This window comes from Algoriphagus taiwanensis (assembly GCF_036245645.1).
In the GTDB taxonomy this organism is placed as follows: domain Bacteria; phylum Bacteroidota; class Bacteroidia; order Cytophagales; family Cyclobacteriaceae; genus Algoriphagus; species Algoriphagus taiwanensis.
In genome coordinates this window covers 202,472-226,525 of the sequence record NZ_BTPE01000002.1, presented here as the reverse complement: position 1 = coordinate 226,525, position 24,054 = coordinate 202,472, and the positions used below count along the sequence as shown (strand labels likewise).

Here is a 24,054-nt window from a genome sequence, read left to right as displayed (position 1 = left end):
GTGGAGGAAAAAGTCAAAGCAGACCTTAAGAAAATCTTCGGATTCAGCCAGTTTCGTGGGAATCAAGAACCCATTGTAGACAATCTGCTGAATAAGCGGAACACGTTTGTGATCATGCCCACCGGTGCAGGAAAATCTTTGTGTTACCAGCTCCCTGCAGTAGTTAATGAGGGTACGGCCATTGTGATTTCTCCTTTGATAGCCTTGATGAAAAATCAGGTAGACCAGTTGAATGCTGTTGGAATTAATGCGCATTTTCTGAACTCTACACTTACAAAAGCAGAAGCCACCAAAGTCAAAAGTGAGGTATTGAAAGGGAAAACCAAACTACTCTACGTAGCCCCTGAATCCCTCACCAAAGAGGAAAACATCACCTTTCTCAAAACTGCCAAGCTTAGTTTTGTAGCTATCGATGAAGCTCATTGTATCTCAGAATGGGGACATGATTTCAGACCTGAATACCGAAAGATCAAATCCATTGTAGGGCAAATCGCCCCCAATCTTCCGATCATTGCCCTTACTGCCACAGCTACTCCCAAGGTGCAGCAGGATATTCAGCGAAATCTACAAATGGAAGAAGCGGATGTGTTCAAATCTTCTTTCAACCGAACCAATCTCTTCTATGAAGTGCGGCCCAAGGTGAAGAATGAGAGCAAAAAAGCACTCATCAAATTCATCAAGCAGCACAAAGGCAAATCGGGAATCATTTATTGCCTCAGTAGAAAGAAAGTAGAGGAAATTGCCGAACTGCTCAAGGTAAACCAAGTCAATGCTGCACCTTACCATGCGGGGCTTGACTCAGCTGTCCGGATCAAAACTCAGGATGATTTCCTAAACGAAGAACTCGATGTCATCGTAGCCACCATCGCCTTTGGGATGGGGATTGATAAGCCTGACGTCCGATACGTGATTCACTACGATGTGCCAAAATCTCTGGAAGGCTATTACCAGGAGACTGGAAGAGCAGGTCGTGACGGGCTTGAAGGCCATTGTCTGATGTTTTATCGCTATGAGGACATCATCAAGCTGGACAAATTCAACAAGGACAAGGCAGTAACCGAAAGGGAAAACGCCAAACTGCTTCTGCAGGAAATGGCTGCTTATGCAGAAACAGGCGTTTGTAGAAGGAAATTTATCCTCAATTATTTCGGCGAAATGATGGAGGAAGACTGCGGATTCTGTGACAACTGCAAAAGAGAAAGAGAAACCTTCGAGGGAATGGAGTTTTTGCTTACAGCCCTTCAAGCAGTGCAGCAGACCAAGGAGCGATTCAACCTTACCCATTTGGTCAAAGTCATCCGCGGAGAAATGGACGAATACGTTTCCAGCTACAAGCATGACCTCCTACCTGTTTTTGGTCAAGGCAAAGAAGAAGAGGAGAAACATTGGATATCCATCATCAGACAGGCCATGATTTTGGCTTTTCTGGAAAAGGACATCGAAAACTACGGAGTGCTCAAATTGACTCAGAAGGGTCAGGAATACATGGACTCTCCTTTCTCTGTCGATCTGTTCAAAGATCATGACTTTGAAAAGCTAACTGAGGAAGAAACTCAGGAAGTCACCGTATCTACAGGTCCGGCTTACGATGAAAAGCTTTTCGAACTTCTTAAAGCCGAGAGGAAAAAAGTAGCCCGCGCAAAAGGGCTTCCTCCATACGTCATCTTTCAAGATCCCTCTTTGGAAGAAATGGCCACAGTCTACCCCACCACCCGTGAGGAACTCGCTCAAATCAATGGAGTGGGCATGGGTAAAGTGGCCAAATTTGGGGCACCCTTCCTCAAGGTAATTGCAAACTATGTAGAGGAAAACGAGATCGAAACCGCCTCAGATGTCGTAGTCAAGACATCCGGCAACAGATCCAAAGTAAAAATCTCCATTATCCAGCAGATTGACCGCAAAATCGACCTGGATGAGATTGCCGAAAATCTCAATATTTCCATGGATGAACTACTCCAAGAAGTGGAGCAGATTATCTACAGCGGTACCAAACTCAACATCGATTACTACATTCACCACATCATGGATGAGGAGCGAGAGGAGATTCTCCATGACTACTTTATGAATGCAGAAACCGATCACATCAAAACGGCACTGGAAGAACTGAGTGACGAAGACTTCGCAGAAGACGAGCTACGGGTCTATAGGATCAAGTTTATTTCCCAACATGCCAATTAAATAACCGAAACGATTAAATGAATATACTCTTATTGGGTAGCGGAGGACGAGAGCATGCCTTCGCTTGGAAAATGGCACAAAGTCCCCAATGCTCCAGACTTTTTGTGGCACCAGGCAATGCAGGTACAGCAGAGATTGCTGAAAATGTGGCTATTTCTGCCACAGACTTTCCAGCCTTGCACCAGTTCATACTAAATGAGAAAATAGACCTTGTGGTCGTAGGCCCGGAAGAGCCTTTGGTCAAAGGATTGGTTGACTATCTTCGATCACAGCGGGAGACGGCCAAGCTTCCTGTAGTCGGTCCTGGTAGCTTGGGAGCGACATTGGAGGGCAGTAAAGACTTTTCTAAGCGATTCATGCTCAGAAACGGTGTGCCCACGGCCGCCTATGAAACTTTCACCCCAGACCAAATCGAAAGCGGTCTTGCCTATCTGGAAAAGCAATCTCTTCCTATTGTACTCAAAGCCGATGGATTGGCAGCAGGAAAAGGGGTGTTGATCTGTCAGACTCTGGAAGAAGCCAAATCTTCCCTGAAGGAAATGCTTTTGGAGGCGAAGTTTGGTGAGGCATCTTCAAAAGTGGTCGTAGAAGAATTCTTAACCGGCATTGAGCTTTCTGTATTTGTAGCTACTGATGGAAAAAGCTATAAAATTCTGCCGGAAGCCAAGGATTACAAGAGAATCGGTGAGGGGGATACCGGATTGAATACCGGAGGTATGGGTGCAGTGAGTCCTGTGATTTTTGCGGACGAAGACTTCATGAAAAAAGTAGAAGAGCGCATCGTAAAACCGACCATCGACGGATTGGCCAAGGAAAATATCGATTACAAAGGCTTTCTTTTCATCGGTTTGATGAATAAAAACGGAGATCCTTATGTAATTGAATACAACGTGAGAATGGGAGACCCTGAAACCGAAGCTGTTCTTCCCAGAATCGAGAGTGATTTCCTCGAAATGCTCCATGCAATGGGCCAAGGAAATCTTGATCAATACCAATTGGAAATTTCTCCGGATTATTCCACCACAGTGGTCATGGTCTCCGGAGGTTACCCCGGATCATACCCAAAAGGATTCCCCATTTCTTTTCCAGAGGGAGAGCCAAAAGGGATTATTTTCCATGCAGGTACCGCAAGGAATTCGGAAGGAAAGCTTACCAATCAAGGTGGCCGTGTCCTTGCAGTGACGGGAAAAGGCAATACCTTGGAAGAGGCTTTAAACAATGCCTACTCCACAGTAAATTCAATTTCTTGGAACCAAGTCTATTTTAGAAAAGACATCGGCCAGGATATTTTGAAATTGATGAAATAAACCCAAAACTAAACGAGGCGAAAGCCCTGAATATAAATTATGTCTGGATGCAGTACTTGCTCTACCTCCTCCGGAGGAACAGGTGGATGCCAAAACAACGGCACCTGCGGCACGAGCGATTGTAATAAAATGAATTCTTTTGACTGGCTTTCCCACTTGGGAATCCCGCAGGTCGATAATTTTGATATTGTTGAGGTCAAATTCAAAGGAGGAAGAAAAGAATACTTCCGAAACGTAGATTACCTCTCCCTCAATACCGGTGACCCTGTCGTAGTGGATGTACCTAGTGGACATCATATCGGCTATGTTTCTCTCCAAGGGGAATTGGTCAGACTTCAAATGCAAAAAAGGAAAATCCGAAACGATGATAACATCACGAGGATTTACCGATTAGCTAATGAAAAGGATATAGAAAAATGGGAAGAAGCCAAAAACCGGGAAATTCCCACACTCTATCGATGCAAGCAAATCGTAGATGAGCTTGGTCTGCAAATGAAAATGTCTGATGTGGAGTACCAAGCCGATAACTCCAAGGCTACTTTTTACTATTCCGCAGAAGACCGGGTAGATTTCAGAGAACTGATAAAGGTATTGGCTGGGGAATTCAAAATCCGCGTAGAAATGCGACAAATCAGCCTCAGACAAGAGGCCGGGAGACTAGGAGGAATCGGAGTCTGCGGACGGGAACTTTGCTGTTCCACTTGGCTGGTCGATTTCAAAAATGTCACCACTTCTGCTGCCCGATATCAAAACCTTTCTTTGAACCCAAGTAAGCTCAGTGGACAGTGTGGAAGACTGAAATGCTGCCTCAACTATGAGCTGGACACCTACATGGATGCAATCAAAGATATTCCATCCATTGATCGTCCTCTACAGACTGAACAGGGCCCTGCCAAACTCCAAAAAACCGACATCTTCAGAAAACTGATGTGGTTTAGCTACAACAATGACAACGACTGGCATAGCATCTCTTGCGATAGAGTCAGAGAAATTCAAGCCATCAACGAAAAAGGCCAAAAGGTATTCAATTTGCAAGTAGACAAGGCGGACGAGTTGGAAGACCTTGCCGCTCAATCCACCCGAGAATTGGAGTTGTTGGACAAAAAATTTGCTAAAAAGAAAAAGAAGAAAAAGAAACGCAGCAAAGACACCCGACCCACGGAGGGAGAACAAAAAGCAGTATCTCAACAAGGACAGAGCCCCAAACCCAATCGCTCTAACGAAGAATCAGGTTCTTCTGATAATACCAGACGTCCACGGGCAGATTTTCAGGAGAAAAATCAATCTTCCACTCCTCAGCCTAATCGGGAAAACAGAAGAAAAAAGAAGCCTAGAAACAGGCCCAATCCCAATCAAAAGCCAAACGTCAATCAACAGGGGGCAGAACCGAAAAGCAGTCCTTCAGCTCAAGGGGAAAATCCTCAGGAGCAGAAGAAAAGGAAGTTTCCCCCAAGGAGAAATCAAAATCCAAATAAAGGAAGCAATGAGTAAGTATTTGTGTTTGGGGTTGATTTCATTCACTTTGCTATTATCCTCGTGTGGAGGTGATCGCCTATTTGAAGAATTCCAATCCATTGAAGGGGATTCCTGGCAAGTCACCGACACGCTTTCCTTTGAGATTGGCTCCTTGGAAACCGATATGAAAACTGATTTGATTGCGGTCCGATACGCTGATTCTTATCCCTTCTCAAATCTTTATGTTCGGCTTCTCATGGAGGACACCTCCATGAGAATTCTATCAAACAAACTGATCAATATCCCTTTATTCGACAGCAAGAGCGGCAAACCTTTGGGAAAGGGTTTTGGAAATACCTATACTAAATATGACACGTTACCCCTTACACTTTCAGAAGAAACGGTAAGGGTAAAACTTGTCCAATACATGAGAAAGGAAGAGGTAAAAGGAATTGAAGCTTTAGGACTGAAGATTTTAAAAAAATAACCTCCCCTTAATTAGAGGTTACCCGTTTTTTTGGCGTGTTCCCGGATTTTTTTGTCCAAATCCTCGGCTAATGGTTTTAAATAGCCAATCAATTTTTTATTCTCTTCATGGAGAGACTGAAAATCAATCAAGTCTAAAATACCAAGCATACTGGATAGAGGTCCTCGTAAAATATGAGAGGGCTGCAAAGCAAGACTTCTGAGTTTCTCATTTTCTTGGTGAAGCCTGAGCACCTGATTTTGGAAGTTGGAATTATTCCAAATATGGATAAATACTCCCTGAATCTCCTCCCCATTTTCAAAAATCGGATTGACCGTCACGTCCCAAAACAGAGCCTGACTACCTGATGAAAATCGCCGGATTTCGAAAAGGAATGGCTTTCCCTCTAAGGCTTCATTAATGGCGTACTTTAGCTTAACGGAATCAATCGAACTGCCTGATTTATCAAAATTTTCTCCTTCAATCCATGAATTCCCAAAAAGTACTTCTGACCACTCTTTTGCAGATTGGTTTTGCTGAACTAAACAGGAGTCCTTGTCCAAAATGAATACTGCACCAGGAATCAGATTAATTTCCTTTTGAGAAAATATCCTTTTTGAGAAGGCCTCAGCAGGTTTTTTTTCTTTGGGTCCCATAAAGAAATGAAACTCCTGTCCCGACTTGTAAAGTAGTCCGGCAAACTCCCTTTGATTTCCAATAAAGGTAAAGAAGACTGGGTTTTCTCCCTCAAGCAATTTTTGCAAACTGGAAAACAAGTTGGGGTCATCTCCAAACTCTGCAGTCTGCAGGAGATCTTTATTCTTCCATGCCAAACCATCTTTGACAAACCAAGATTCCACCCTGCTATCCCATGAAGTGATTCTCAGCCTTCTGTCCAATACCAGCTTGCCAAAACCCAAAACATCTACCAGATTATCCCAAGGCATTTCATCTTCCAATAGCTGAATGCCCACTCCAATCCCAATCACCGATGAAATATCCCCCTCAGGAGTAGTGACTACGGAAAACTCCCACCAGATTTGAGAAAAGGAGTCTTGATTGCAAAGAGGGTGCTCAAGCATCAGGTGACGTCTTATTTTTGGAGCGCCCAACATCAGTTCTAGCGAATAGCAAAATTCCTCTGCTGTATCCAGAGATAAAAAGTTCCAAAACTCTCGATTAGTAGACCGAGGTGCTATTTTCTCAAAAAGCCCATTAGACTTCAGCACCTTTCCCTCCACGTCCATAATGACGAAGAAGAAATGTCCAGAATTCATTAGGGATTCAGGAATGAGATTTTCTATGTTCTCAGTACAGATCAAAGCAATAAATTGGGTGACAGTCGAAATATGGTTAAAAAAATTTTAATAATAAAAAGTAATTATTCTAAAAATATTATATCATTTTTCGCTCTTATTCAGAATTATATTTTATGATAGAAAAAAAGTTGTTTTGAAGATGAAAAATGTTTTTGATCCAAAATCCTATAAAAAATCTTTAAAAAAAAATTTTCGAACGAAGGAAAAATTAGGATAAGTGGGAGATAACAGGCAGGTTACCGGATATTGAAGGAAAATTGGAATAGTCAATTTCCTTTACCAAAAGAATCAAAGTATGTGCAAAATCCTGTTTGCAGGTTTTGGTCAGAAAAGGCATTTCGCTGAAATTGCGCGAATGATGTACTGATGAGCCAAAAAGCCGTTGAAGTTGCTCGGAGTTGTCAGAATAAACCATTAAGCATCCATCACAATCAGATGAGGATTCAATCAAAAATTTGGCATTCAAAGTTTGAATAATCATAATAATAATGGTTTATGCAATAAAAGTAGAAGAGATCATGGAGAAAAAAATACCCACAACTGGGTATTTTACTTTTTTCAAAAAAATTTCTGTTGATTTTCAGAGCTTTAAATCAGCCAAAAGTAAAGATGACTCCATTTTGCCAGAGCTCTTGTTTAAATCTTCTCAATTGGCTTATATTTGCATCACTTTGGCGGAAGGCCAATGGGAAAGAGAGTTGGGTGAGTGGCTTAAACCAGCAGTTTGCTAAACTGTCGTACGGGTCAAACCGTACCGGGGGTTCGAATCCCCCACTCTCTGCAATGAATTTGGATTCAAAAACGACTCCGAAAAAATTACCGCCTGAGGCATATGGCCTTAATCCAAAAGATTTCTTAAAGTTCGGGGTGTAGCGTAGCCCGGTATCGCGCCACATTTGGGATGTGGAGGTCGTAGGTTCGAATCCTGCCACCCCGACTTAGTTTTATTGACACTTGCGCATGTGGCGAAATTGGTAGACGCACTGTCTTCAGGCGGCAGCGCCTTCGGGTGTGGAAGTTCGAATCTTCTCATGCGCACGCAGTCCCTCTCAGCAATAACTGAGAGGTTTTTTTATGCCCAAATCTCTTTTCTTTTCCTCCGGGACATCCCACATGCTCAATCCTTTTCGAAAAATCACTTTTGACGCCTAAGCTTCCGGGAAAGAATCTTCACAAAGTTTTCACTTTCTTCTGTGACTGGAATTTCGTCCCCAAGAAGGTAGGCAAAAGGCCTGAGTTGCTCACTTCTGCTCAAGGTAATTTTCAAAACTCCAACCAAGGGAATAAATAGAACCATACCTGATACGCCCCAAAGCCATCCTCCAAGGAGAATCGCTAAAATAACGGCTAGAGCATTGACTTGAACCTTTGCTCCCACCACCAAGGGAGTGATGATATTATTTTCAAATAGCTGAATACCCCAAAGAACAAAAAAGGTAATCAAGGGATAAAAAAGTGTGTCACTCGTCAAAAACACATACAAAATCGCAAAAAAGGAAGACACCACCACTCCTACGTAGGGAATCAGATTCATGATGGCAATAAATGCAGCAAATAGCAAAAAGTATTTGACCCCAATCAAAAAGAAAAAAATGCCCGAAAGAATGGCTACAATTATAGTAACCCGAATCATTCCAATAAGGTAAGATTGAATGACTATCCCAGAATCTCTAATCCATGCCATCACCTCCTCTTTTTTTTCCTTTGAAATCCTCACCAAAAACTCAGCAAAAAAATCCTTGTAGTACAACAGGAGAAAAATATAGAGCGGAATAATTCCGGCAAGTGTCAAAGATTTACCGGTTGTAAACAGAGTTTGATTGAAGTTTTCAGGCTTAAGAATCGACCAAAATTCAGATTTATGGTCAGGGTCGGTAAAACCCTCTCCTAAAATCAAAGAAATCTCGTCTGAGTATTGCTCGATTTTTAGCTGGAGATTTTCTCCGATTTCGGGAATTTCCCGGATTAATCCGATCATCTGATTGAGCAAAAGGTAAAAAACTCCTAGGACTACCAAGCTTACCAGCAAAATGGACAAAGCAATAGACATCCCTCTGGGAATAGCCTTTTTCTCAAACCAAACAGCCATGGGATTCAGTGCAAAAGCAAAAAAAATACCCCATACCAAGGGCACTAGAATAAAGGACCCTTCCTTCATCAACAGGGCTCCAAATACTACTATAATCAGGATGTAGGCGACTGCTTGAAGGTTTCTCATAGCTTTGGGTTTTCGGTTGAGAATATACAAAAACAGCTTATTTTCATTCCTGATTTTACTCAGTTCGTGGTTTAAAAACGCGGAATCTTTTGGAAAACCCTGATATCATTTATCAAAAACTGACCTTGATCTCCTTTTTTTACGTCTACCTTTAGACCCAATCCATTTCGCGATTTGCATAAAATTCTGCTTTTTGCAGCCAGATTTTCACCCCAATTATGTCAAAATTCGATTCTATCAGACCTTTTTATGATGCCGAAGTCAATACTGCCATCAAGCAGATCATTGACGATCCCATGCTGGATGCTATAATGAATTTTGCTTTTCCTAATGACCGTACGGAACATTGGAAGGATCTAATGCTTCATACCCATTCTCTAAGGGATTTTCAGATCAATTTCATTTATCCTGCCCTTAAGAAGGTTTTGGAAAAAAGCTCTGATGGATTAACCATCGGTGGTTTTGAATGCTTGAAACCTAACACAGCCTACCTATTTATTTCAAACCATCGGGATATTATCCTAGACACATCTCTGCTAAATGCTGCATTGTATGAAAATGGGTTAGTCATGACCACTTCGGCCATCGGAGACAACTTGATCCGTCAGCCTTTCTTACATGTGCTTTCCAAGCTTAATAGAAATTTTGCCATTAGAAGAGGATTGACTGGAAGAGCCTTGTTTGAAAGTTCCCAATTGGTATCAGAGTTTATAAGAAAATCTTTACTCAAGGAAAACAGATCTGTTTGGACTGCCCAAAAGGAAGGCAGGACTAAGGATGGAAATGACAGTACCCACAAGGGTGTTTTAAAAATGCTCACCTTGTCAGAAGAGGGCAAAAACCCGTTCGATTTATTTGAAAAAATCCAGCTGGTTCCTGTTTCCATTTCCTATGAATATGACCCGACGGATGTATTAAAAATGCCCGAATTAATGGCAAAAGCGAGAGAGGAAAAATATGTCAAAAGTGAGAATGAAGATTTTTTGAATTTGCTGAGAGGCATCCTTGGAACGAAAAAGAGAATTCACATCCAAGTAAATGGCTTTTTGGACGAGGAAATAAAAAAAATAAATGCCTCTGAAATCAACCTGGGAGAAAAACTAACTGATTTAGCTGGGCTCATTGATCAAAAAATATGGGCAGGATACAGACTCTGGCCAAGTAATTATATTTCCCATGATCTCCTGAACGGAACTTCAACTTATAGGGAAAACTACACCGAAGAAGAGAAAAATGCTTTTGTCAAAAGGTTGGAAGAAAAAGTGGATGCAAAGAATGATTTTTTGGTAAAAAACTTTTTAGCGATGTATGCTAATCCAGTGGATAACCAATTAAAAAGCAAAGGTTAAGTAAAGTCTAACGTTAGATTTTTCGGAATTAGCTGTGGATTTGTACCTTGAAAAGACAAAACAAAACTCGGCAACTTATGATCCGATTTATCCTTTTCTTACTTTTTCTAATTTGGGGAGGTATAGGTCATTCCCAGCAATTAAAGAGTCAAATCCCCGTAGGAAAGATTTCAACTCCCTTGGGGGAAATCTACATCCAACTGGACGACAGGACCCCCAAGCATCAACAAAGTTTTATTCAATTGGCAGAAGCCGGGTATTGGGATAGCCTCAGCTTCAACCGGGTGATTCCCAATTTTGTAGCTCAGGGAGGATGCCCGGATACACCAGAGGGATTTAATGACCCGGAATACCTGCTCGAGCCAGAATTTCATCCTGAACTTACCCATACCTATGGGGCCTTAGGAGCCGGCCGGGATGACAATCCCGGAAAGCTTTCAGCCCGCTGTCAGTTTTATATAGTCCAAAATAAGGAAGGGTTAAGTAGACTGGATGGGAATTATACCATTTTCGGAAAAGTGATCAAAGGAATGGAAATCGTTGATCAAATTGTCTCAGTCAAACGAGATGAAAATGACCAACCACTACACACAATCACTTTGGATATTGACATCATTTATCTTTCAAAAAAGGAATTTAATAAGCTTATTGAGGAATAAACCCAACCCAGCCTAATGAACCAAAAAATCAAAATCCTGGTAGTCGGATGCGGAAATATGGGAGCCTCCCATGCCACAGCCTACTACCACATGCCAGAATTTGAAATCTGTGGATTAGTAGCCCGAGGAGAGAGCAAAGTCCGGCTAAACCAAAAACTGAACACTGACTATCCCCTTTTCGAAGACTACGAGCAGGCTCTTCTGCAGACCAATCCCGACGCGGTGTGTATTTCGACCTACCCAGATACTCACGAGGAATTTGCCTTGAGGGCTTTGGAGGCAGGATGTCATATTTTTATCGAAAAACCACTAGCTGATACTGTTTTAGGCTGCGAAAGGATCATTGCCAAAGCCAAGGAAAAAAATAAAAAAGTGGTTGTTGGCTATATTTTGAGGCATCATCCCTCTTGGATTCGCTTTATCGAAGAGGCCCAAAAGTTGGGAAAACCTCTGGTCATGCGAATGAATCTCAATCAGCAAAGTCATGGATTCATGTGGGACGTACATCGAAATTTGATGAAATCCCTAAGTCCAATCGTAGACTGTGGAGTCCACTACATCGATGTCATGTGTCAGATGACCCGGTCAAAACCCGTTTGGGTTTCTGCTATTGGTGCCAGATTGACCGAGGATATTGCCAAGGACAATTATAACTATGGTCAACTCCAAATCCGGTTTGAAGACGGTTCGGTCGGTTGGTATGAGGCTGGCTGGGGTCCTATGGTCAGCGAGACTGCCTTTTTTGTCAAAGATGTTTTCGGCCCCAAGGGAGCGGTATCCATTGTGGCAAAGGAAGCTGGAAAATCAGGTAAATCCGATGACGTGGATTCCCATACCAAAACTGAATCCATCCGTGTTCACCATGCGGATTTAGATGATAAAAACCATTTCACTAAATCTGATGAATGGATCGACATGAAAGATGAGCCCAACCATCAGGAACTTTGTAACCGGGAGCAGGCCTATTTTCTCAAGGCTATTGAAGAAAACCTGGATTTAACTGACCACTTAGACGATGCGCTGAACAGTCTGAAGATTGCCTTCGCCTGCGACGACTCGGTGAAAACAGGGGAAGTGGTTCGTTTATAAGCTTATTAACCTATGAAACACCAAACTGTCTTAATCACCGGAGGAGCTAGCGGAATAGGCTTAGCCATGGTCAAAAAATTCGCAGCAGAAGGAAGTACTGTCTATTTTATTGACACCAACCATCAGGAAGGAACCAAGCTACAACTTGAGGAACATGAAAAAGGCTACCCGGTAAAATTCCTAGAAATCAATCTAACCGATTACGAAGCCGTAAGACATGGGATCAATTCCATTCCGGGAAAAATAGATGTCTTGATCAATAATGCCGGGATTTCCCATATCGGAAAGGTAGAAAACACCACCGACGAAGACTTTGACAGATTATATTCGGTCAATATCAAAGGAGTCTTTCACGCAATCAAGGCGGCCCTACCCAAACTGATAGAAAATGGCGGAGGCTCTATTCTTAATCTATGTTCAGTAGCAGCCACCATTGGGATTCCCGACCGATTTGCTTACAGCATGACTAAAGGCGCTGTTCTGTCTATGACCTTGAGCGTGGCCAGAGATTATGTTGATCAGGGAATTCGCTGCAACTGCCTCTCTCCAGGCAGGGTCCATACTCCTTTTGTGGATGGGTTTTTGGCTAAAAACTACCCCGGAAAGGAAAAGGAAATGTACGATAAGCTCGCCGCTACCCAACCCATAGGTCGAATGGGAACTCCGGAAGAAATCGCAGAACTAGCTTACTTTATCAGCTCAGATGCTGGAGGATTCATCACCGGCGCCAATTTCAATATTGATGGAGGTTTTATGGGCCTCAAAATGTAGTCTCCATTTAGCTTTCAAACCAAAAACCTAAATAACCTCATGAAACTTATTCGATTTGGAGAAAAAGGGAAAGAACTTCCCGGCATTCAAACACCTGAAGGAATAAACCTGGACTGCTCCGGTTTCGGAGAAGACTGGAATGAAGATTTTTTTAATTCTGATGGATTAGAGCGACTCACTGATTGGCTAAATACCAACCAAAAACAGCTCAAAGAAATCCCCACAGGATTGCGGCTAGGCTCTCCGATTGCCCGACCCTCCAAAATCATTTGCATCGGGCTTAATTACCGAAAGCATGCTGAAGAAGCTGGAATGGCTGTACCGGAGGTACCCATCATTTTTATGAAGGCCACCTCTTCCCTTTGCGGTCCGTATGATCCCATTTTTATTCCAAAAAACTCAGTAAAAACAGACTGGGAAGTCGAGCTCGCAGTAGTCATTGGCAAAAGGGCAAAATATGTAAAAAAGGAAAATGCCTTCGACTATATCGCAGGGTATTGCCTTCACAACGATGTGAGTGAGCGAGATTTCCAATTGCACCACGGAGGTCAATGGGTGAAAGGAAAAAGTGCCGATCATTTCGCCCCTCTAGGACCTGTTTTGGTCACCAAAGAGGAAATTAAAGACCCACATAATCTGAGACTTTGGCTCAAATTGAATGGGGAAATCCTTCAGGACAGCAATACCTCTGACCTGATCTTTGATATCCCCACATTGATCGAGCATTTATCCCAATACATGACTTTGTTACCAGGAGATGTGATTTCTACCGGAACTCCCGCCGGGGTAGGAATGGGCCTAAAGCCTGAACCTCAATATCTCAAAGATGGAGATGTGGTGGAACTCGGTATTGAAGGACTTGGTGTTTCCAAGCAAGTAGCCATCAACGACCCGGAAGCATGAAAGTCGACTCCCATCAGCATTTTTGGGAGTATGATCCCAAAAGACAGGACTGGATCACTGATGACATGAAAAGGATCCGTAGAAATTTTCTTCCAGGAGATCTTTTTCCCCTGCTTCAAGACGCCAAAATTGATGGTTGTATAGCAGTCCAGGCTGAGGAAAGCTTGCGTGAAACGGACTTTCTTCTCGATCTCGCGGATCAGCATGAATGGATTCTGGGAGTTGTAGGATGGGCAGATTTAGGCAGGGATGACCTGGAAAAGGTCTTGGAAAACTACACCGAAAATCCTCATCTCGTGGGCTTTAGGGAGGTTTTGCAAAGCAAAGACCCTCGATACATGCTTCGGGAAGAATTCATCCGAGGTATCCATAAACTAGGCGAAAAAGGCTATACATACGATCTTCTGACATTTCCCCGACATCTTCAATCTGCTTTGGAATTGATAAAGAAATGCCCAAATCAGCGGTTTGTCATCGATCATTTGTCCAAACCGGATATCAAATCTGGAGAATGGAAAGATTGGAAAAAGCTGATTTCACCCCTTGCTGAACGGGAATTGGTCTTTTGCAAGCTATCGGGAATGGTTACCGAAGCAGATTGGAAAAAATGGAAACCTGAGGACCTATTTCCCTATTTGGAAATCAGCTTGGAGCTATTCGGCCCGGATCGCTTAATGTTTGGGTCAGATTGGCCGGTTTGTTTGGTGACTGGAGAATACGAACAGGTTTTTCGGGTTATCGAAGACTTCACTTCCCAACTTTCCTCCTCCGAGCAGGACAGAATTTGGGGGGAAACTGCACTGGAATTTTACCAAATATCCTGAGCCATGAATCTAAATTTAGAAGGGAAAGTCATTCTGGTTTCCGGCGGTGCCAAAGGCATAGGAGGAGCTATTTCCAAAGGACTCATCGAAGAAGGTGCCTTTCCTGTGATCATTGATCCTTCGGAAAAAGAAGGAAAAGCTTTGGTTGATTTGGCTGAGGGAAAAGCTTTACATCTTCCCTTTAGACTTTTTTCTGCTGATCAAGCCAAAGAGGTGGTAGACCATACAATGAATCGATTTGGAAAAATCGACGGCTTGGTCAACAATGCAGGTGCCAATGACGGAGTTGGTTTGGAAAAGGGAAGCCCGGAAGCATTTGCTCAATCCCTCGCCAACAACCTATTTCACTACTATCATTTGGCGCATTTTTCACTTCCCTATCTGAAAAAAAGTAAAGGGGCTATAGTGAATATTTCTTCCAAAACTGCCGTCACCGGTCAGGGAGGGACTTCAGGTTATGTGGCTGCCAAAGGAGCCCAACTAGCCCTCACCCGGGAATGGGCGGTGGAACTCCTACCCTACCAGATTCGGGTCAATGCGATTTTACCTGCCGAAGTCTATACTCCGATGTATGAATCCTGGATCCGGTCTTTTCCAAATCCTCATGAAAAACTGGAAGAAATCAACCAAAAAATCCCTCTGGGAAAGCGCATGACTACTTCAGAAGAAATCGCTGCCATGGCGATATTTCTTCTATCCGATAAGGCCTCCCATATCACCGGACAGCATCTCTACGTGGACGGTGGCTATACCCATCTCGACCGATCCTTATGAGCCAAAAACCTGCCTTAGTTCCAAAAAACCTATTATTCCCCTTTGTCCTGATCACGTCTTTATTTGCGCTTTGGGGATTTGCCAATGACATCACCAATCCGATGGTGGCTGCATTCAAGAGGGTTTTAGAATTGAATAATACCCAGGCTTCTTGGGTGCAACTGGCTTTCTACGGAGGATATTTTACCATGGCTTTGCCTGCTGCATTTTTTATAAAAAAGTACAGCTACAAAACCGGGGTTCTGTTGGGTTTGGGCCTTTATGCCTTCGGGGCCTTATTGTTTTTTCCGGCAGCATCTTGGGAAAGCTATGGCTTCTTTTTGGCTGCCTTGTACATTTTGACTTTTGGTTTGGCCTTTTTGGAAACTACTGCCAACCCCTATATCCTGTCCATGGGGCCCGAAGCTACTGCCACTCAGCGACTGAATTTAGCTCAGGCTTTCAACCCCATGGGGGCTTTGGCAGGGCTTTTTGTAGCCAAAACTTTCATTCTCAACTCCCTCCAATCCAATAATCTGGATGAAAATGGCAATTTGATTTATGACACCTTGGACGCTGCATCCAAGGCCGTAGTAAGAACCAATGATCTTCTGGTGATTCGAAATCCTTATGTGATGTTGGGCTTGGTGGTTTTGGGAATTTTGGTCGTGATTGCCTTAGCCAAAATGCCCGAAAACAAGGATTCTCATGGGAAAATCAACTTTGGGCCTACCATGAAAAGGCTTTTGAGAAATAGGAATTTTGTGGAAGGAACCCTAGCCCAGATGTTTTATGTGGGAGCGCAAATCATGGTCTGGACGTATATCTACCAGTATGCAGAATCGATCGGGATTTCTACCTATGATGCAGTCAATTATGCCTATGCTTCCCTGGGTGTCTTCTTGATTGGGCGATGGATTTGCACCGCTTTGCTCCGTATCATTTCACCTCCAAAATTATTGGCTTCCTTTTCCATTCTGGCCATGATTTTCACCTTAGGCGCTATTTTTCTGGAAGGAATGACTGGGCTTTATTCTCTGGTAGGAATCAGCTTTGCCATGTCCTTGATGTTTCCCACGATTTATGGAATCGCTTTGGAAGGATTGGGAGAGGATTCCAAGTTTGCAGCGGCTTATTTAGTCATGGCGATTGTCGGGGGAGCGATTATGCCAACATTGCAGGGGATGATTTTGGATTTGGGAGGAAAGGGCTACACGGATACCCAAATTTTGGGAGTTCCTGAGGTAAACTTTTCTTTCTTCCTTCCCTTTGCCTGTTTCCTGATGGTTTGGCTGTTTAGTGTTCGGGTGAGAAAAGGCTGATTCAGACTGATTTCCAATTACTCATTTAAAAAATTAGGGAATCCAAAGATAAGGAAGCAAGAATTACACTTTTTGAAGCAAATCTGGTTCACTATTTATAAAGGCTTTAGCTATGGAGATTGGCATCATTTCCAGACTTTTATACGTACATTAGAGCATTCATACGCATAACTATGAAAAAGAAACTCAACATCACCATCGAGGAAAATCTTCTGGAAAAAATCAAAGCCTATGCTGAGTCAAAAGATAGAAGCGTATCAGATTTGGTTCAGGAGCATTTTGAGACTTTGCTCAAGCCTCGCCCCACTTTGCCTAATGGGATGACATTGGTGGAGTACATGAAGTCCTTACCAAAATCCAAGATCGAATTTCCAGAAGGAATGGATTGGAAAGACGAATATTACCGGGCAAAAGCGAAGAAATGGGGCTATGAAGATCTTCTTTGATGTAAATGTGATCTTGGATTTTTTTCTGGAAAGAAGTCCCAACCAAGATCAGTTGAACGAACTATTCCAAAAACTCGAAGAAGGGAAAATTCAAGGTTTTGTTTCCATTTCAGTTCTACAGACCTGTTGCTATTACCTCGAGCTTGCAAAAGGCTTGGAAGTAACCAAACAAATCGCCGGGGTAATTGCTAGAAGGTTTGATTTCTTGGATGGTTCCAAATACGAAGTTTTGAGTGCTATTGAATCAGAATTTGATGATATCGAGGATGCTATCCCCTATTTTATTTGCAGTAATTCTGATATGGAAGGAATCGTGACCAACGATCAGAAATTTTTAAAACATTCCAAGCCGCATCTTCCCATTTTGACACCCATTCAGCTTTTGGAAAGGCTGTAAAAGCAAAAATCCTGCTTCCGGAGAAGCAGGATAGCAAAGGCTACAAAACCTTCGATCCCGAAGGTTCGGGATCAAAGGTTGAGCGCCTCCCAAAGAATCTCCACCGGATGCTTGGCTTTGCGTCCCGTACCATCGGCAATCTGATGACGACAAGAAGTTCCTGGCGCAGCGATGAGGGTATCTGATTCGGCTTTTCTTACCGCCGGAAATAGCACCAACTCTCCCACTTGCTGAGAAACTTCATAATGTTCAGCCTCATAGCCAAAGCTGCCTGCCATCCCACAGCAACCACTTGGGATCGTTTCTACAGAATAGTTCGCAGGAAGGGAAAGGATCTTTTGCGTCCAGGTCAAAGAAGAAAGTGCTTTCTGATGGCAATGCCCGTGGAGCTTGATCTTTTGGGTTTTGGTAGTGAATTGCTCCGCCTTGATGTTTCCGGCAGCTATTTCCTGACCCAAAAACTCATCGATCAACTTCACATGAAACTTGAGTTTCTTCGCTGCAGGCACCAACTCAGGACTGACAATTCGTGGATATTCATCCCGGAAGCTCAAGATCGCCGAAGGCTCTAAACCGATCAACAGGGTATTTCCATCGATCAAATCTGTGAAAATCCTCACGTTGGCTTCTGCATGTTTTTTGGCCTTGAGCAACAAACCTTTGGAAAGTGCGGAACGACCGCTTTCCTCATGATCGATCACCTTGACTTCGTAGCCCAGTTTTTTCAACAGGGAAATCGCCTTTATCCCGATTTGGGTATCGTTGTGATTGGAAAACTCATCGACGAAAAAGTACACGGACTTGATCGGCTTTGCAGGTCCAGCAAGGGAGGTATAATTCTTTTTGTACCACTTTCGGAGACTGATGGAACTAATCTCCGGCAAATTTCTCTCGGGAGCCACTCCTAAGACCGATTTCATCAATCCCCCGGTTAGAGAATTACTCAGGAAGAAATTGGCAATTCCTGGCACGATAGAGCCCAGTCCATTCAGTTCATTGATATAGGCAAAAGCCTTGGATCGAAGCGGTACTCCGTTCGTTTTTTGGTATTGGTAGAGAAATTCAGCCTTCATGCTCGCCATGTCCACATTGGAGGGACACTCGGCGGTACAGCCTTTACAGCTCAAGCAAAGGTCTAGGGCCTCTTTGATCTCGGGATGGTCGAAGGCATTTTCCTTTTTATCCAAAGTCAAAAACTCACGTAATGTATTGGCCCGTCCTCTCACAGTATCCCGCTCATTTCGGGTAGCCATATAGCTCGGACACATCGTCCCTCCAGAACCCGGCAGCTTTCGGCAATCTCCGGATCCGTTGCACTTTTCTGCCAGACGAAGAATTCCCCCCACATTGGAAAAATCCATAACCGTCTGATGCTCGGGAGTTTTCATTCCCGGTTCATAACGGAGAAATTGATTCATGGGAGCCGCATCCACGATTTTGCCTGGATTGAAAATGTTTTTCGGGTCCCAGGTGTATTTGATTCGACGGAAAAGCTCATAGTTCTTTTCTCCTACCATCAGCGGAATAAAAGCCGCTCGCACCCGTCCGTCTCCATGTTCCCCGGAAAGCGAACCTTGGTATTTCTTAACCAATTTGGCTGAGGCCAAGGAAATTTGGTAAAACTCCTCCACGTCCTCGGCTTTCTTCAAATCCAAAATAGGCCGAAGGTGAATCTCACCTGCACCCGCATGGGCATAGTGAACCGGCTTTTGGTTAAAACCTTCCATCATCGCATCGACCTCGTCAATGTAATCGGCCAAATCTTCAATATCTACTGCCGTATCTTCAATACAAGCAACAGCCTTGGGATCCCCGGGAATATTTCCCAACAATCCTAACCCTGCCGCTCGAAGAGCCCATGCAGAGGCAACTTTGGCCGGCTCGATAATTGGATAGGCATAGCCATAACCGCCTGCTTTCAAGTCAGCTACCAACGCCTCACCTTTGGCCATGGCTTCTTCCAGCGTTTTGCCCCGAAACTCAATCATCAAAATCGCCTCTGGATCACCCTCAACGAAATAGCGGTTTTTGGAATATTCGATGCTTTCTTTGGTGCAGTCCAAAATGATTTTATCCATCAGTTCCACCGCAGTTGCCGGATGCTTCATGGCGACCTGAGCGGATTTCATACTCTGATGAATGCTTTCAAAATGGGCTGCGACTACTATTTCCACCGGGTCAGGAAGTGGGTCTAGGCTGATTTTAATTTCGGTGGTAAAAGCCAAAGTCCCCTCCGAACCTGTCAACAACTTACAGAAGTTGAATTTTTCCTTGCCTTCGAAAAGCTCTGCCTTTAGCAATTCATCGACCGCATAGCCAGTATTTCGGCGATGAATGGACTTTTTGGGAAATTGGGCATGGATTTCTTCCTTGATTTCGGGATTGTTGAGCTCGTCGAAGATTTGACGATAAATCGTGCCCTCAAGGTCTTTTTGCCCGCATTTACGATCAAACTCATCCTGAGATATCTCTCCGAACACCACCTTCTTCCCATCACTTAGAATGGTATTCAGGGAAATCACCTTGTCCCGAGTCACCCCATATACAATCGAAGTGGTCCCTGAAGAGTTATTTCCAACCATTCCCCCTATCATCGCACGATTTGCAGTGGACGTAATCGGACTGAAAAAGAGACCATGAGGCTTCAAGAATCGATTCAGCTCATCGCGAACGACCCCCGGCTGTACACGAACCCAGCGCTCTTCTTTATTGAATTCTAAGATTTGAGTGAAATGCTTGGATACATCGACCACGATACCATTACCCACACATTGCCCGGCAAGGGAAGTTCCGGCTGTCCGGGGAATCAACGAGGTGCCATGCTCGGTAGCAAATTGAATTAGCTTTTGAATATCCGACTCAGACTTGGGAAAAGCCACGGCCAAAGGCATCTCCCGATAGACGGAAGCATCAGTGGCATACAGGGTCCGGGTGAGTCGGTCAAACTGCAAACTGCCCTCCAATTGGGCGGCCAGTTTTTCTAAATGAGGTACTAGGTTAGGTTGGTCTGAAAGCATGGTCAAAAATACAGATAGCCGATAAAATAATGGTGGTAATAATAAATTAGTGAAAAACTTGTTTTTCAAAGCTCTTCAACTATCTTAAAAGTACGATTTAACAACTACGCTAAAACCAGAAAATCATGGGATCAATTATCTCAGGTGTTATTTTTTTGACAGTTGGACTCATCATCAGAGTTTATCCAAATATCCTTGCCGGGTACAATAGCCTATCTCAAAAAGAGCGAGAAAACGCAGAGATGAATAGATTACCCTTTTTTGGCTTTCTATTGTTTACCGTTATGGGGGTGATTTCCCTTCTTTCCTATGTCCTTTCTATTTGGTTTGAGAGTCCCAAATTAAGTTCAGAAGTTACCCTGATAGTCACTTTGACAGGATTGATTTTCGCTGTTGTTGGAGGGAATTTGCTAATTAGCAACAGATTCACGAAATGAGCTAAACCCTGATTTTCTGTCGTGAAGCGGAATATAACAGCTTTCCGACCCTACGAATGTGATCTTTCAGGTTTTCATTTTTAATATCCTTCCAAACTTGAAGATCGACGGTTAAGGGAAAATCACTGGAATTAATCTCCATCCAAATATTACCCAAAGTCTTTCGGTCGAGATCGTCCATGATCACTAAATCCAAATCACTTCGTTCGTTGTGAGTTCCTTTGGCACGAGATCCATAAACTTTCACCTCAGAAATAGCAGGGCAAGTACTAAAAATGCTCGTTAGGATTTCGAAGGATTTATCGCTTAGGCCAAAGTTTTTCATCATTGCGTTTCCGAAAGATTTTTTGCCAAAGTGGCTAATAAAGGTGTGTAAATAGACTGAATATCAGGAATTACCGATTCGAAAGTCTCCAGATCATAACTATGACTCAGCAAATTTCTGTCATTAATCATCTCCATCCAAATATCAATCTGATCAATGTATTTGGTTTGAAACGCTTCCTTTAACACTACTTTTGGAGAAATCCGATCCAAAATCAAGCCGTCTGACTCCATTTTATCCTTCAGCGTCTTCCATCCCAATTCCAAGGTATATTCAAATCTCTGGACAATCCCCTCCTTTTCTAATTGAGAAAGCTCGCCCAAATCCATCGATTCTACTTCCAATAGCAGATTAACTGCCTTTTGAAAGTTATCCAAGCGCTGAATCCAACGAATATCCTTTTCCATCATGCTCTAAATTATTGATTCAATTTACCATAATTACCTTGGGAGAAAAATCAATGCCCAATTATCAATAACCAAACTCAATTACCAATGGTCAAGAATCGCAACGACCTTGAACATTGTCCATTGAATTTGAAAATTGATCATTAAAACCCTTTTTTGTCAATAAAATTATCACACCTACATGTTCTTCTACCTCTCCCAGTTTCTGAGTTTTTTGGCGATGCCTCTTACGATTGTGTTGATATTGATTGTCTCAGGGATGATTTTTCTAAAGAGAAAATGGGGTAAAAAGCTGCTTTGGGCAGGAATCGGACTCTTGCTTTTTTTCACCAATCCCTTCCTTTCCAATCTGGCTTTATTGGCTTGGGAACCCGATTTCAAGTCTTTTGAAGAAATTGAAACCCATGAAATCGGCATTGTCCTCACCGGAGTCACCAACTTGAGCAAAACCGCTTACGACCGAACCTTTTTCAATAAAGGGGCCGACCGCATCACCCATGCCCTCCAACTCTACCGCATGGGCAAAATCAAAAAAATCCTGATTACCGGAGGTCAAGGCCTAAATCCAGTCAATCCCCAATCGGAAGCGGAAGTGCTCCAACGGTTTTTGCTCATGACTGGAATGCCTGAATCGGATATTCTAATCGAAGATCAGAGTAAAAACACAGCCCAAAGTGCACAGTTTACCAAGGCCTTTTTGGAGAAAAATGGAATCTCCACCGATCAGGAATTTGTATTGATTACCTCGGCTTTTCACATGAAGCGGGCTAAGGGATGTTTTGATCAAGTTGGGTTGCAAACAGTGACTTTCCCAGTGGACTATTATTCCCATGAGGTGAAATATGATTTACCGGCCTTGCTCTTTCCTGATGCGGATTCCATTTCTTATTGGCACAAGTTGGTTAAGGAATGGATCGGAATTACCGTTTATAGCATAGTGGGATATATGTGATTTTAGCGGGTTTTTACAGGGACTTTTCGACTAGACTTGCTAGTTAGGGGAAAAGAATGTCACTATGACCCGCGTCGCACTTTCCCTGGTTTTTAGTCTAATTTTCCACTTTTCCCTAGCACAAGTGCCTCAAGGCCTTAAGGAAAAATCGGATAAGGACAAATTCCAATTGCAGGAGATTTCACTCAAGTCCCCTTTCACCCTTGATCAGGAATTTTTCTTCAACAAAAAATTCTACTTCACGGCCAAAACCTCCGAGATCCAAGTCAATTCCTATTTCTACATGAACACCAAAAATGGCCTGTTCGGAATGGATAAAGATCTTGCCGAGCAGCTCAAGCGACAAAAAGGTTCGGAATTGTTCAATGAAATGGACTTTGCTGTGGAATTGGAAACGGGGGAGTTTTTTACCTATTCGACCCGACAGCGAACCGGAGACAAAATCGCCATGATTACTTGGGAAATGCTTTCCTATTTGCCGGATTACCTGGAAGGAGTCACAGAGCCCCAATTTTTCAAAGACTACATGGAGCGGGATGGAAATAAAACCTACGTGGGTGATAAATCTCAATTTCCATCAGAAAGCTTTCAAGGAGTAAATCTGGAAGAAGGTGGCCATATGTTGGTTTGGTTTTCCAAAAACACAGACTTTCAGATGAATCCTGAAAATCGAATGCTGATCATGAGTCCTTTTGGAATAGGCTATGTTTTCTTTGAAAACCAAACCTACTTGATCACCGGCTGGGAAAGTGATGATTATGTCTCCAGACTGGAAAAAATCGAAGATGTAAACCTTTCTTTCAATGGAAAAGATTACACCCCACTGCAACAAAAGATCGAGGAAAAAATCATAGAGACCGGCGAAAAAATGGATGCAGCCAGAGCCAAAGAGCAAGATGCTCTAGCCAGGCAGGAGGCTGCTGCCAGACAGCGCCTGGCCACAGCTTCGCCAGAAGGAAACAGTGTCCGAAGAGCACAAATCGATGTGGAAATTGTAGAAATCAAAAAGCAGATTTTAGAAAAAAGGAAGGTTTTGGAATCCAAGGCTATCAGCAAGTCTAAGGAGTTTAGTAAAAAACAAGGTTCCATAGAATCAGCAAAGGATGCAATGGAGTCCATGTTTGAAGGGAATGAATTTGTGGAAATTCAAAAGCTTGAACTCAAGGAAAGCATTTTGAAAGATGAAAAAGCCCTTCTGGGTAACTCCCTGGACTCTAAAGAGCGGGATGCAAAGCAAAAAACGATGGATTGTCAAAAAAGGCTGTTGGCGATTTTCGAAGGGATTTATGACAAATTCACAGAAATCGACAGGCAATATGGAGACGATTCCCAGCAGGTTTTCTTTAAAAAAATGAATGTCTACAATCAGGAACTTGCTCCGATTATGGCCAATCCTTGCGGAAATTAGGGTTTTATTGGCTTTGGACTTGGCGTAAAAAATTTCCAGCAACCTATTGATT

At 43.1% G+C, this 24,054-nt stretch carries 23 protein-coding genes and 3 tRNA genes; 21 read left to right on the top strand and 5 right to left on the bottom strand.

Annotation, left to right across the window (positions count from 1 at the left end):
- The 4 genes from recQ to AAA938_RS03240 all read left to right on the top strand — a co-directional run bounded on the left by recQ (position 1) and on the right by AAA938_RS03240 (position 5,427).
- Entirely contained in the window at positions 1 to 2,178 is a 2,178-nt protein-coding gene (recQ, locus tag AAA938_RS03255) for a DNA helicase RecQ (RefSeq protein ID WP_338227203.1), read from the top strand.
- A gap of 17 nt (positions 2,179 to 2,195) precedes the next feature.
- Entirely contained in the window at positions 2,196 to 3,485 is a 1,290-nt protein-coding gene (gene purD, locus AAA938_RS03250) for a phosphoribosylamine--glycine ligase (RefSeq protein ID WP_338227202.1), read from the top strand.
- A gap of 129 nt (positions 3,486 to 3,614) precedes the next feature.
- Complete coding sequence (locus tag AAA938_RS03245) at positions 3,615 to 4,976, top strand: PSP1 domain-containing protein (protein WP_338227415.1); 1,362 nt, start codon at positions 3,615 to 3,617, stop codon at positions 4,974 to 4,976.
- The gene (locus AAA938_RS03240) at positions 4,969 to 5,427 is read left to right on the top strand and encodes a gliding motility lipoprotein GldH (protein WP_338227201.1); all 459 of its coding nucleotides are present in this window, start codon (positions 4,969 to 4,971) and stop codon (positions 5,425 to 5,427) included. The genes AAA938_RS03245 and AAA938_RS03240 overlap by 8 nt, the downstream gene beginning before the upstream one ends.
- Positions 5,428 to 5,438: 11 nt before the next feature.
- On the opposite strand, the gene AAA938_RS03235 is transcribed toward AAA938_RS03240, so the two are convergent.
- Positions 5,439 to 6,683, bottom strand: a complete 1,245-nt coding sequence (locus AAA938_RS03235; RefSeq protein WP_338227200.1) for a nitrogen regulation protein NR(II) — start codon at positions 6,681 to 6,683, stop codon at positions 5,439 to 5,441.
- A gap of 530 nt (positions 6,684 to 7,213) precedes the next feature.
- On the opposite strand from AAA938_RS03235, the gene AAA938_RS03230 reads away from it, so the two are divergent.
- From AAA938_RS03230 to AAA938_RS03215, 4 genes are all read left to right on the top strand, one after another.
- Positions 7,214 to 7,456 (top strand): hypothetical protein, encoded by a 243-nt coding sequence (locus tag AAA938_RS03230; protein WP_338227199.1) that lies wholly within the window; start codon positions 7,214 to 7,216, stop codon positions 7,454 to 7,456.
- Positions 7,418 to 7,506: transfer RNA gene (locus AAA938_RS03225), tRNA-Ser, on the top strand. Before AAA938_RS03230 ends, AAA938_RS03225 begins: the two co-directional genes overlap by 39 nt.
- 82 nt (positions 7,507 to 7,588) lie before the next feature.
- Positions 7,589 to 7,662: transfer RNA gene (locus AAA938_RS03220), tRNA-Pro, on the top strand.
- A gap of 19 nt (positions 7,663 to 7,681) precedes the next feature.
- Positions 7,682 to 7,763 (top strand) — tRNA-Leu (locus AAA938_RS03215).
- A gap of 97 nt (positions 7,764 to 7,860) precedes the next feature.
- Here AAA938_RS03215 and AAA938_RS03210 read toward each other — a convergent pair.
- A complete protein-coding gene (locus AAA938_RS03210) occupies positions 7,861 to 8,943 on the bottom strand; it encodes an AI-2E family transporter (RefSeq protein ID WP_338227198.1) in 1,083 nt (360 codons plus the stop codon).
- Between the two features lie 218 nt (positions 8,944 to 9,161).
- On the opposite strand from AAA938_RS03210, the gene AAA938_RS03205 reads away from it, so the two are divergent.
- From AAA938_RS03205 to AAA938_RS03160, 10 genes are all read left to right on the top strand, one after another.
- Complete coding sequence (locus tag AAA938_RS03205; RefSeq protein WP_338227197.1) at positions 9,162 to 10,292, top strand: 1-acyl-sn-glycerol-3-phosphate acyltransferase; 1,131 nt, start codon at positions 9,162 to 9,164, stop codon at positions 10,290 to 10,292.
- Between the two features lie 77 nt (positions 10,293 to 10,369).
- Positions 10,370 to 10,951, top strand: a complete 582-nt coding sequence (locus AAA938_RS03200) for a peptidylprolyl isomerase (RefSeq protein WP_338227196.1) — start codon at positions 10,370 to 10,372, stop codon at positions 10,949 to 10,951.
- Positions 10,952 to 10,966: 15 nt separating this feature from the next.
- Complete coding sequence (locus AAA938_RS03195) at positions 10,967 to 12,040, top strand: Gfo/Idh/MocA family protein (protein ID WP_338227195.1); 1,074 nt, start codon at positions 10,967 to 10,969, stop codon at positions 12,038 to 12,040.
- 12 nt (positions 12,041 to 12,052) lie between these two features.
- Positions 12,053 to 12,811 carry an SDR family NAD(P)-dependent oxidoreductase gene (locus tag AAA938_RS03190; protein WP_338227194.1) on the top strand — a complete coding sequence of 253 codons (759 nt, stop codon included), beginning with the start codon at positions 12,053 to 12,055 and terminating at the stop codon, positions 12,809 to 12,811.
- 39 nt (positions 12,812 to 12,850) lie between these two features.
- Positions 12,851 to 13,714, top strand: a complete 864-nt coding sequence (locus AAA938_RS03185; RefSeq protein ID WP_338227193.1) for a fumarylacetoacetate hydrolase family protein — start codon at positions 12,851 to 12,853, stop codon at positions 13,712 to 13,714.
- On the top strand, positions 13,711 to 14,538 hold the full coding sequence (locus AAA938_RS03180) for an amidohydrolase family protein (protein WP_338227192.1): 828 nt from the start codon (positions 13,711 to 13,713) through the stop codon (positions 14,536 to 14,538). The genes AAA938_RS03185 and AAA938_RS03180 overlap by 4 nt, the downstream gene beginning before the upstream one ends.
- A gap of 3 nt (positions 14,539 to 14,541) precedes the next feature.
- A complete protein-coding gene (locus AAA938_RS03175) occupies positions 14,542 to 15,312 on the top strand; it encodes an L-fucose dehydrogenase (RefSeq protein WP_338227191.1) in 771 nt (256 codons plus the stop codon).
- The gene (fucP, locus tag AAA938_RS03170) at positions 15,309 to 16,613 is read left to right on the top strand and encodes an L-fucose:H+ symporter permease (protein ID WP_338227190.1); all 1,305 of its coding nucleotides are present in this window, start codon (positions 15,309 to 15,311) and stop codon (positions 16,611 to 16,613) included. The genes AAA938_RS03175 and fucP overlap by 4 nt, the downstream gene beginning before the upstream one ends.
- Positions 16,614 to 16,786: 173 nt before the next feature.
- A complete protein-coding gene (locus AAA938_RS03165; protein WP_338227189.1) occupies positions 16,787 to 17,059 on the top strand; it encodes a DUF6364 family protein in 273 nt (90 codons plus the stop codon).
- Positions 17,043 to 17,456: a type II toxin-antitoxin system VapC family toxin gene (locus tag AAA938_RS03160; protein WP_338227188.1), complete on the top strand. Its 414-nt coding sequence runs from the start codon at positions 17,043 to 17,045 to the stop codon at positions 17,454 to 17,456. Before AAA938_RS03165 ends, AAA938_RS03160 begins: the two co-directional genes overlap by 17 nt.
- Positions 17,457 to 17,527: 71 nt before the next feature.
- Here AAA938_RS03160 and AAA938_RS03155 read toward each other — a convergent pair whose 3' ends face one another.
- Positions 17,528 to 20,473 (bottom strand): FAD-binding and (Fe-S)-binding domain-containing protein, encoded by a 2,946-nt coding sequence (locus tag AAA938_RS03155; RefSeq protein ID WP_338227187.1) that lies wholly within the window; start codon positions 20,471 to 20,473, stop codon positions 17,528 to 17,530.
- Positions 20,474 to 20,598: 125 nt separating this feature from the next.
- Here AAA938_RS03155 and AAA938_RS03150 point away from each other — a divergent pair, with 125 nt between their 5' ends.
- On the top strand, positions 20,599 to 20,910 hold the full coding sequence (locus tag AAA938_RS03150; RefSeq protein ID WP_338227185.1) for a DUF3784 domain-containing protein: 312 nt from the start codon (positions 20,599 to 20,601) through the stop codon (positions 20,908 to 20,910).
- A 1-nt stretch (position 20,911) separates the two neighbouring features.
- Here the strand turns inward: AAA938_RS03150 and AAA938_RS03145 are convergent, their stop codons facing one another.
- Both AAA938_RS03145 and AAA938_RS03140 read right to left on the bottom strand, forming a co-directional pair.
- Entirely contained in the window at positions 20,912 to 21,238 is a 327-nt protein-coding gene (locus tag AAA938_RS03145) for a nucleotidyltransferase domain-containing protein (protein WP_338227184.1), read from the bottom strand.
- Entirely contained in the window at positions 21,235 to 21,645 is a 411-nt protein-coding gene (locus tag AAA938_RS03140; protein ID WP_338227183.1) for a nucleotidyltransferase substrate binding protein, read from the bottom strand. The genes AAA938_RS03145 and AAA938_RS03140 overlap by 4 nt, the downstream gene beginning before the upstream one ends.
- Positions 21,646 to 21,823: 178 nt before the next feature.
- On the opposite strand from AAA938_RS03140, the gene AAA938_RS03135 reads away from it, so the two are divergent.
- Both AAA938_RS03135 and AAA938_RS03130 read left to right on the top strand, forming a co-directional pair.
- The gene (locus AAA938_RS03135; RefSeq protein ID WP_338227182.1) at positions 21,824 to 22,594 is read left to right on the top strand and encodes a YdcF family protein; all 771 of its coding nucleotides are present in this window, start codon (positions 21,824 to 21,826) and stop codon (positions 22,592 to 22,594) included.
- 64 nt (positions 22,595 to 22,658) lie between these two features.
- Positions 22,659 to 24,002: a hypothetical protein gene (locus AAA938_RS03130; protein WP_338227180.1), complete on the top strand. Its 1,344-nt coding sequence runs from the start codon at positions 22,659 to 22,661 to the stop codon at positions 24,000 to 24,002.
- Positions 24,003 to 24,054: the final 52 nt, after the last annotated feature.

Coding starts and splice junctions, on each gene's coding strand:
- AAA938_RS03140 (WP_338227183.1), bottom strand. CDS start 21,645: ATGATGGAAAAGGATATTCGTTGGATTCAGCGCTTGGATAACTTTCAA.
- AAA938_RS03155 (WP_338227187.1), bottom strand. CDS start 20,473: ATGCTTTCAGACCAACCTAACCTAGTACCTCATTTAGAAAAACTGGCC.
- purD (WP_338227202.1), top strand. CDS start 2,196: ATGAATATACTCTTATTGGGTAGCGGAGGACGAGAGCATGCCTTCGCT.
- AAA938_RS03230 (WP_338227199.1), top strand. CDS start 7,214: ATGGTTTATGCAATAAAAGTAGAAGAGATCATGGAGAAAAAAATACCC.
- AAA938_RS03160 (WP_338227188.1), top strand. CDS start 17,043: ATGAAGATCTTCTTTGATGTAAATGTGATCTTGGATTTTTTTCTGGAA.
- AAA938_RS03150 (WP_338227185.1), top strand. CDS start 20,599: ATGGGATCAATTATCTCAGGTGTTATTTTTTTGACAGTTGGACTCATC.
- AAA938_RS03180 (WP_338227192.1), top strand. CDS start 13,711: ATGAAAGTCGACTCCCATCAGCATTTTTGGGAGTATGATCCCAAAAGA.
- AAA938_RS03210 (WP_338227198.1), bottom strand. CDS start 8,943: ATGAGAAACCTTCAAGCAGTCGCCTACATCCTGATTATAGTAGTATTT.
- AAA938_RS03205 (WP_338227197.1), top strand. CDS start 9,162: ATGTCAAAATTCGATTCTATCAGACCTTTTTATGATGCCGAAGTCAAT.
- AAA938_RS03145 (WP_338227184.1), bottom strand. CDS start 21,238: ATGATGAAAAACTTTGGCCTAAGCGATAAATCCTTCGAAATCCTAACG.
- AAA938_RS03200 (WP_338227196.1), top strand. CDS start 10,370: ATGATCCGATTTATCCTTTTCTTACTTTTTCTAATTTGGGGAGGTATA.
- AAA938_RS03135 (WP_338227182.1), top strand. CDS start 21,824: ATGTTCTTCTACCTCTCCCAGTTTCTGAGTTTTTTGGCGATGCCTCTT.
- AAA938_RS03190 (WP_338227194.1), top strand. CDS start 12,053: ATGAAACACCAAACTGTCTTAATCACCGGAGGAGCTAGCGGAATAGGC.
- fucP (WP_338227190.1), top strand. CDS start 15,309: ATGAGCCAAAAACCTGCCTTAGTTCCAAAAAACCTATTATTCCCCTTT.
- AAA938_RS03240 (WP_338227201.1), top strand. CDS start 4,969: ATGAGTAAGTATTTGTGTTTGGGGTTGATTTCATTCACTTTGCTATTA.
- AAA938_RS03165 (WP_338227189.1), top strand. CDS start 16,787: ATGAAAAAGAAACTCAACATCACCATCGAGGAAAATCTTCTGGAAAAA.
- AAA938_RS03245 (WP_338227415.1), top strand. CDS start 3,615: ATGAATTCTTTTGACTGGCTTTCCCACTTGGGAATCCCGCAGGTCGAT.
- AAA938_RS03175 (WP_338227191.1), top strand. CDS start 14,542: ATGAATCTAAATTTAGAAGGGAAAGTCATTCTGGTTTCCGGCGGTGCC.
- AAA938_RS03185 (WP_338227193.1), top strand. CDS start 12,851: ATGAAACTTATTCGATTTGGAGAAAAAGGGAAAGAACTTCCCGGCATT.
- AAA938_RS03195 (WP_338227195.1), top strand. CDS start 10,967: ATGAACCAAAAAATCAAAATCCTGGTAGTCGGATGCGGAAATATGGGA.
- AAA938_RS03130 (WP_338227180.1), top strand. CDS start 22,659: ATGACCCGCGTCGCACTTTCCCTGGTTTTTAGTCTAATTTTCCACTTT.
- AAA938_RS03235 (WP_338227200.1), bottom strand. CDS start 6,683: ATGAATTCTGGACATTTCTTCTTCGTCATTATGGACGTGGAGGGAAAG.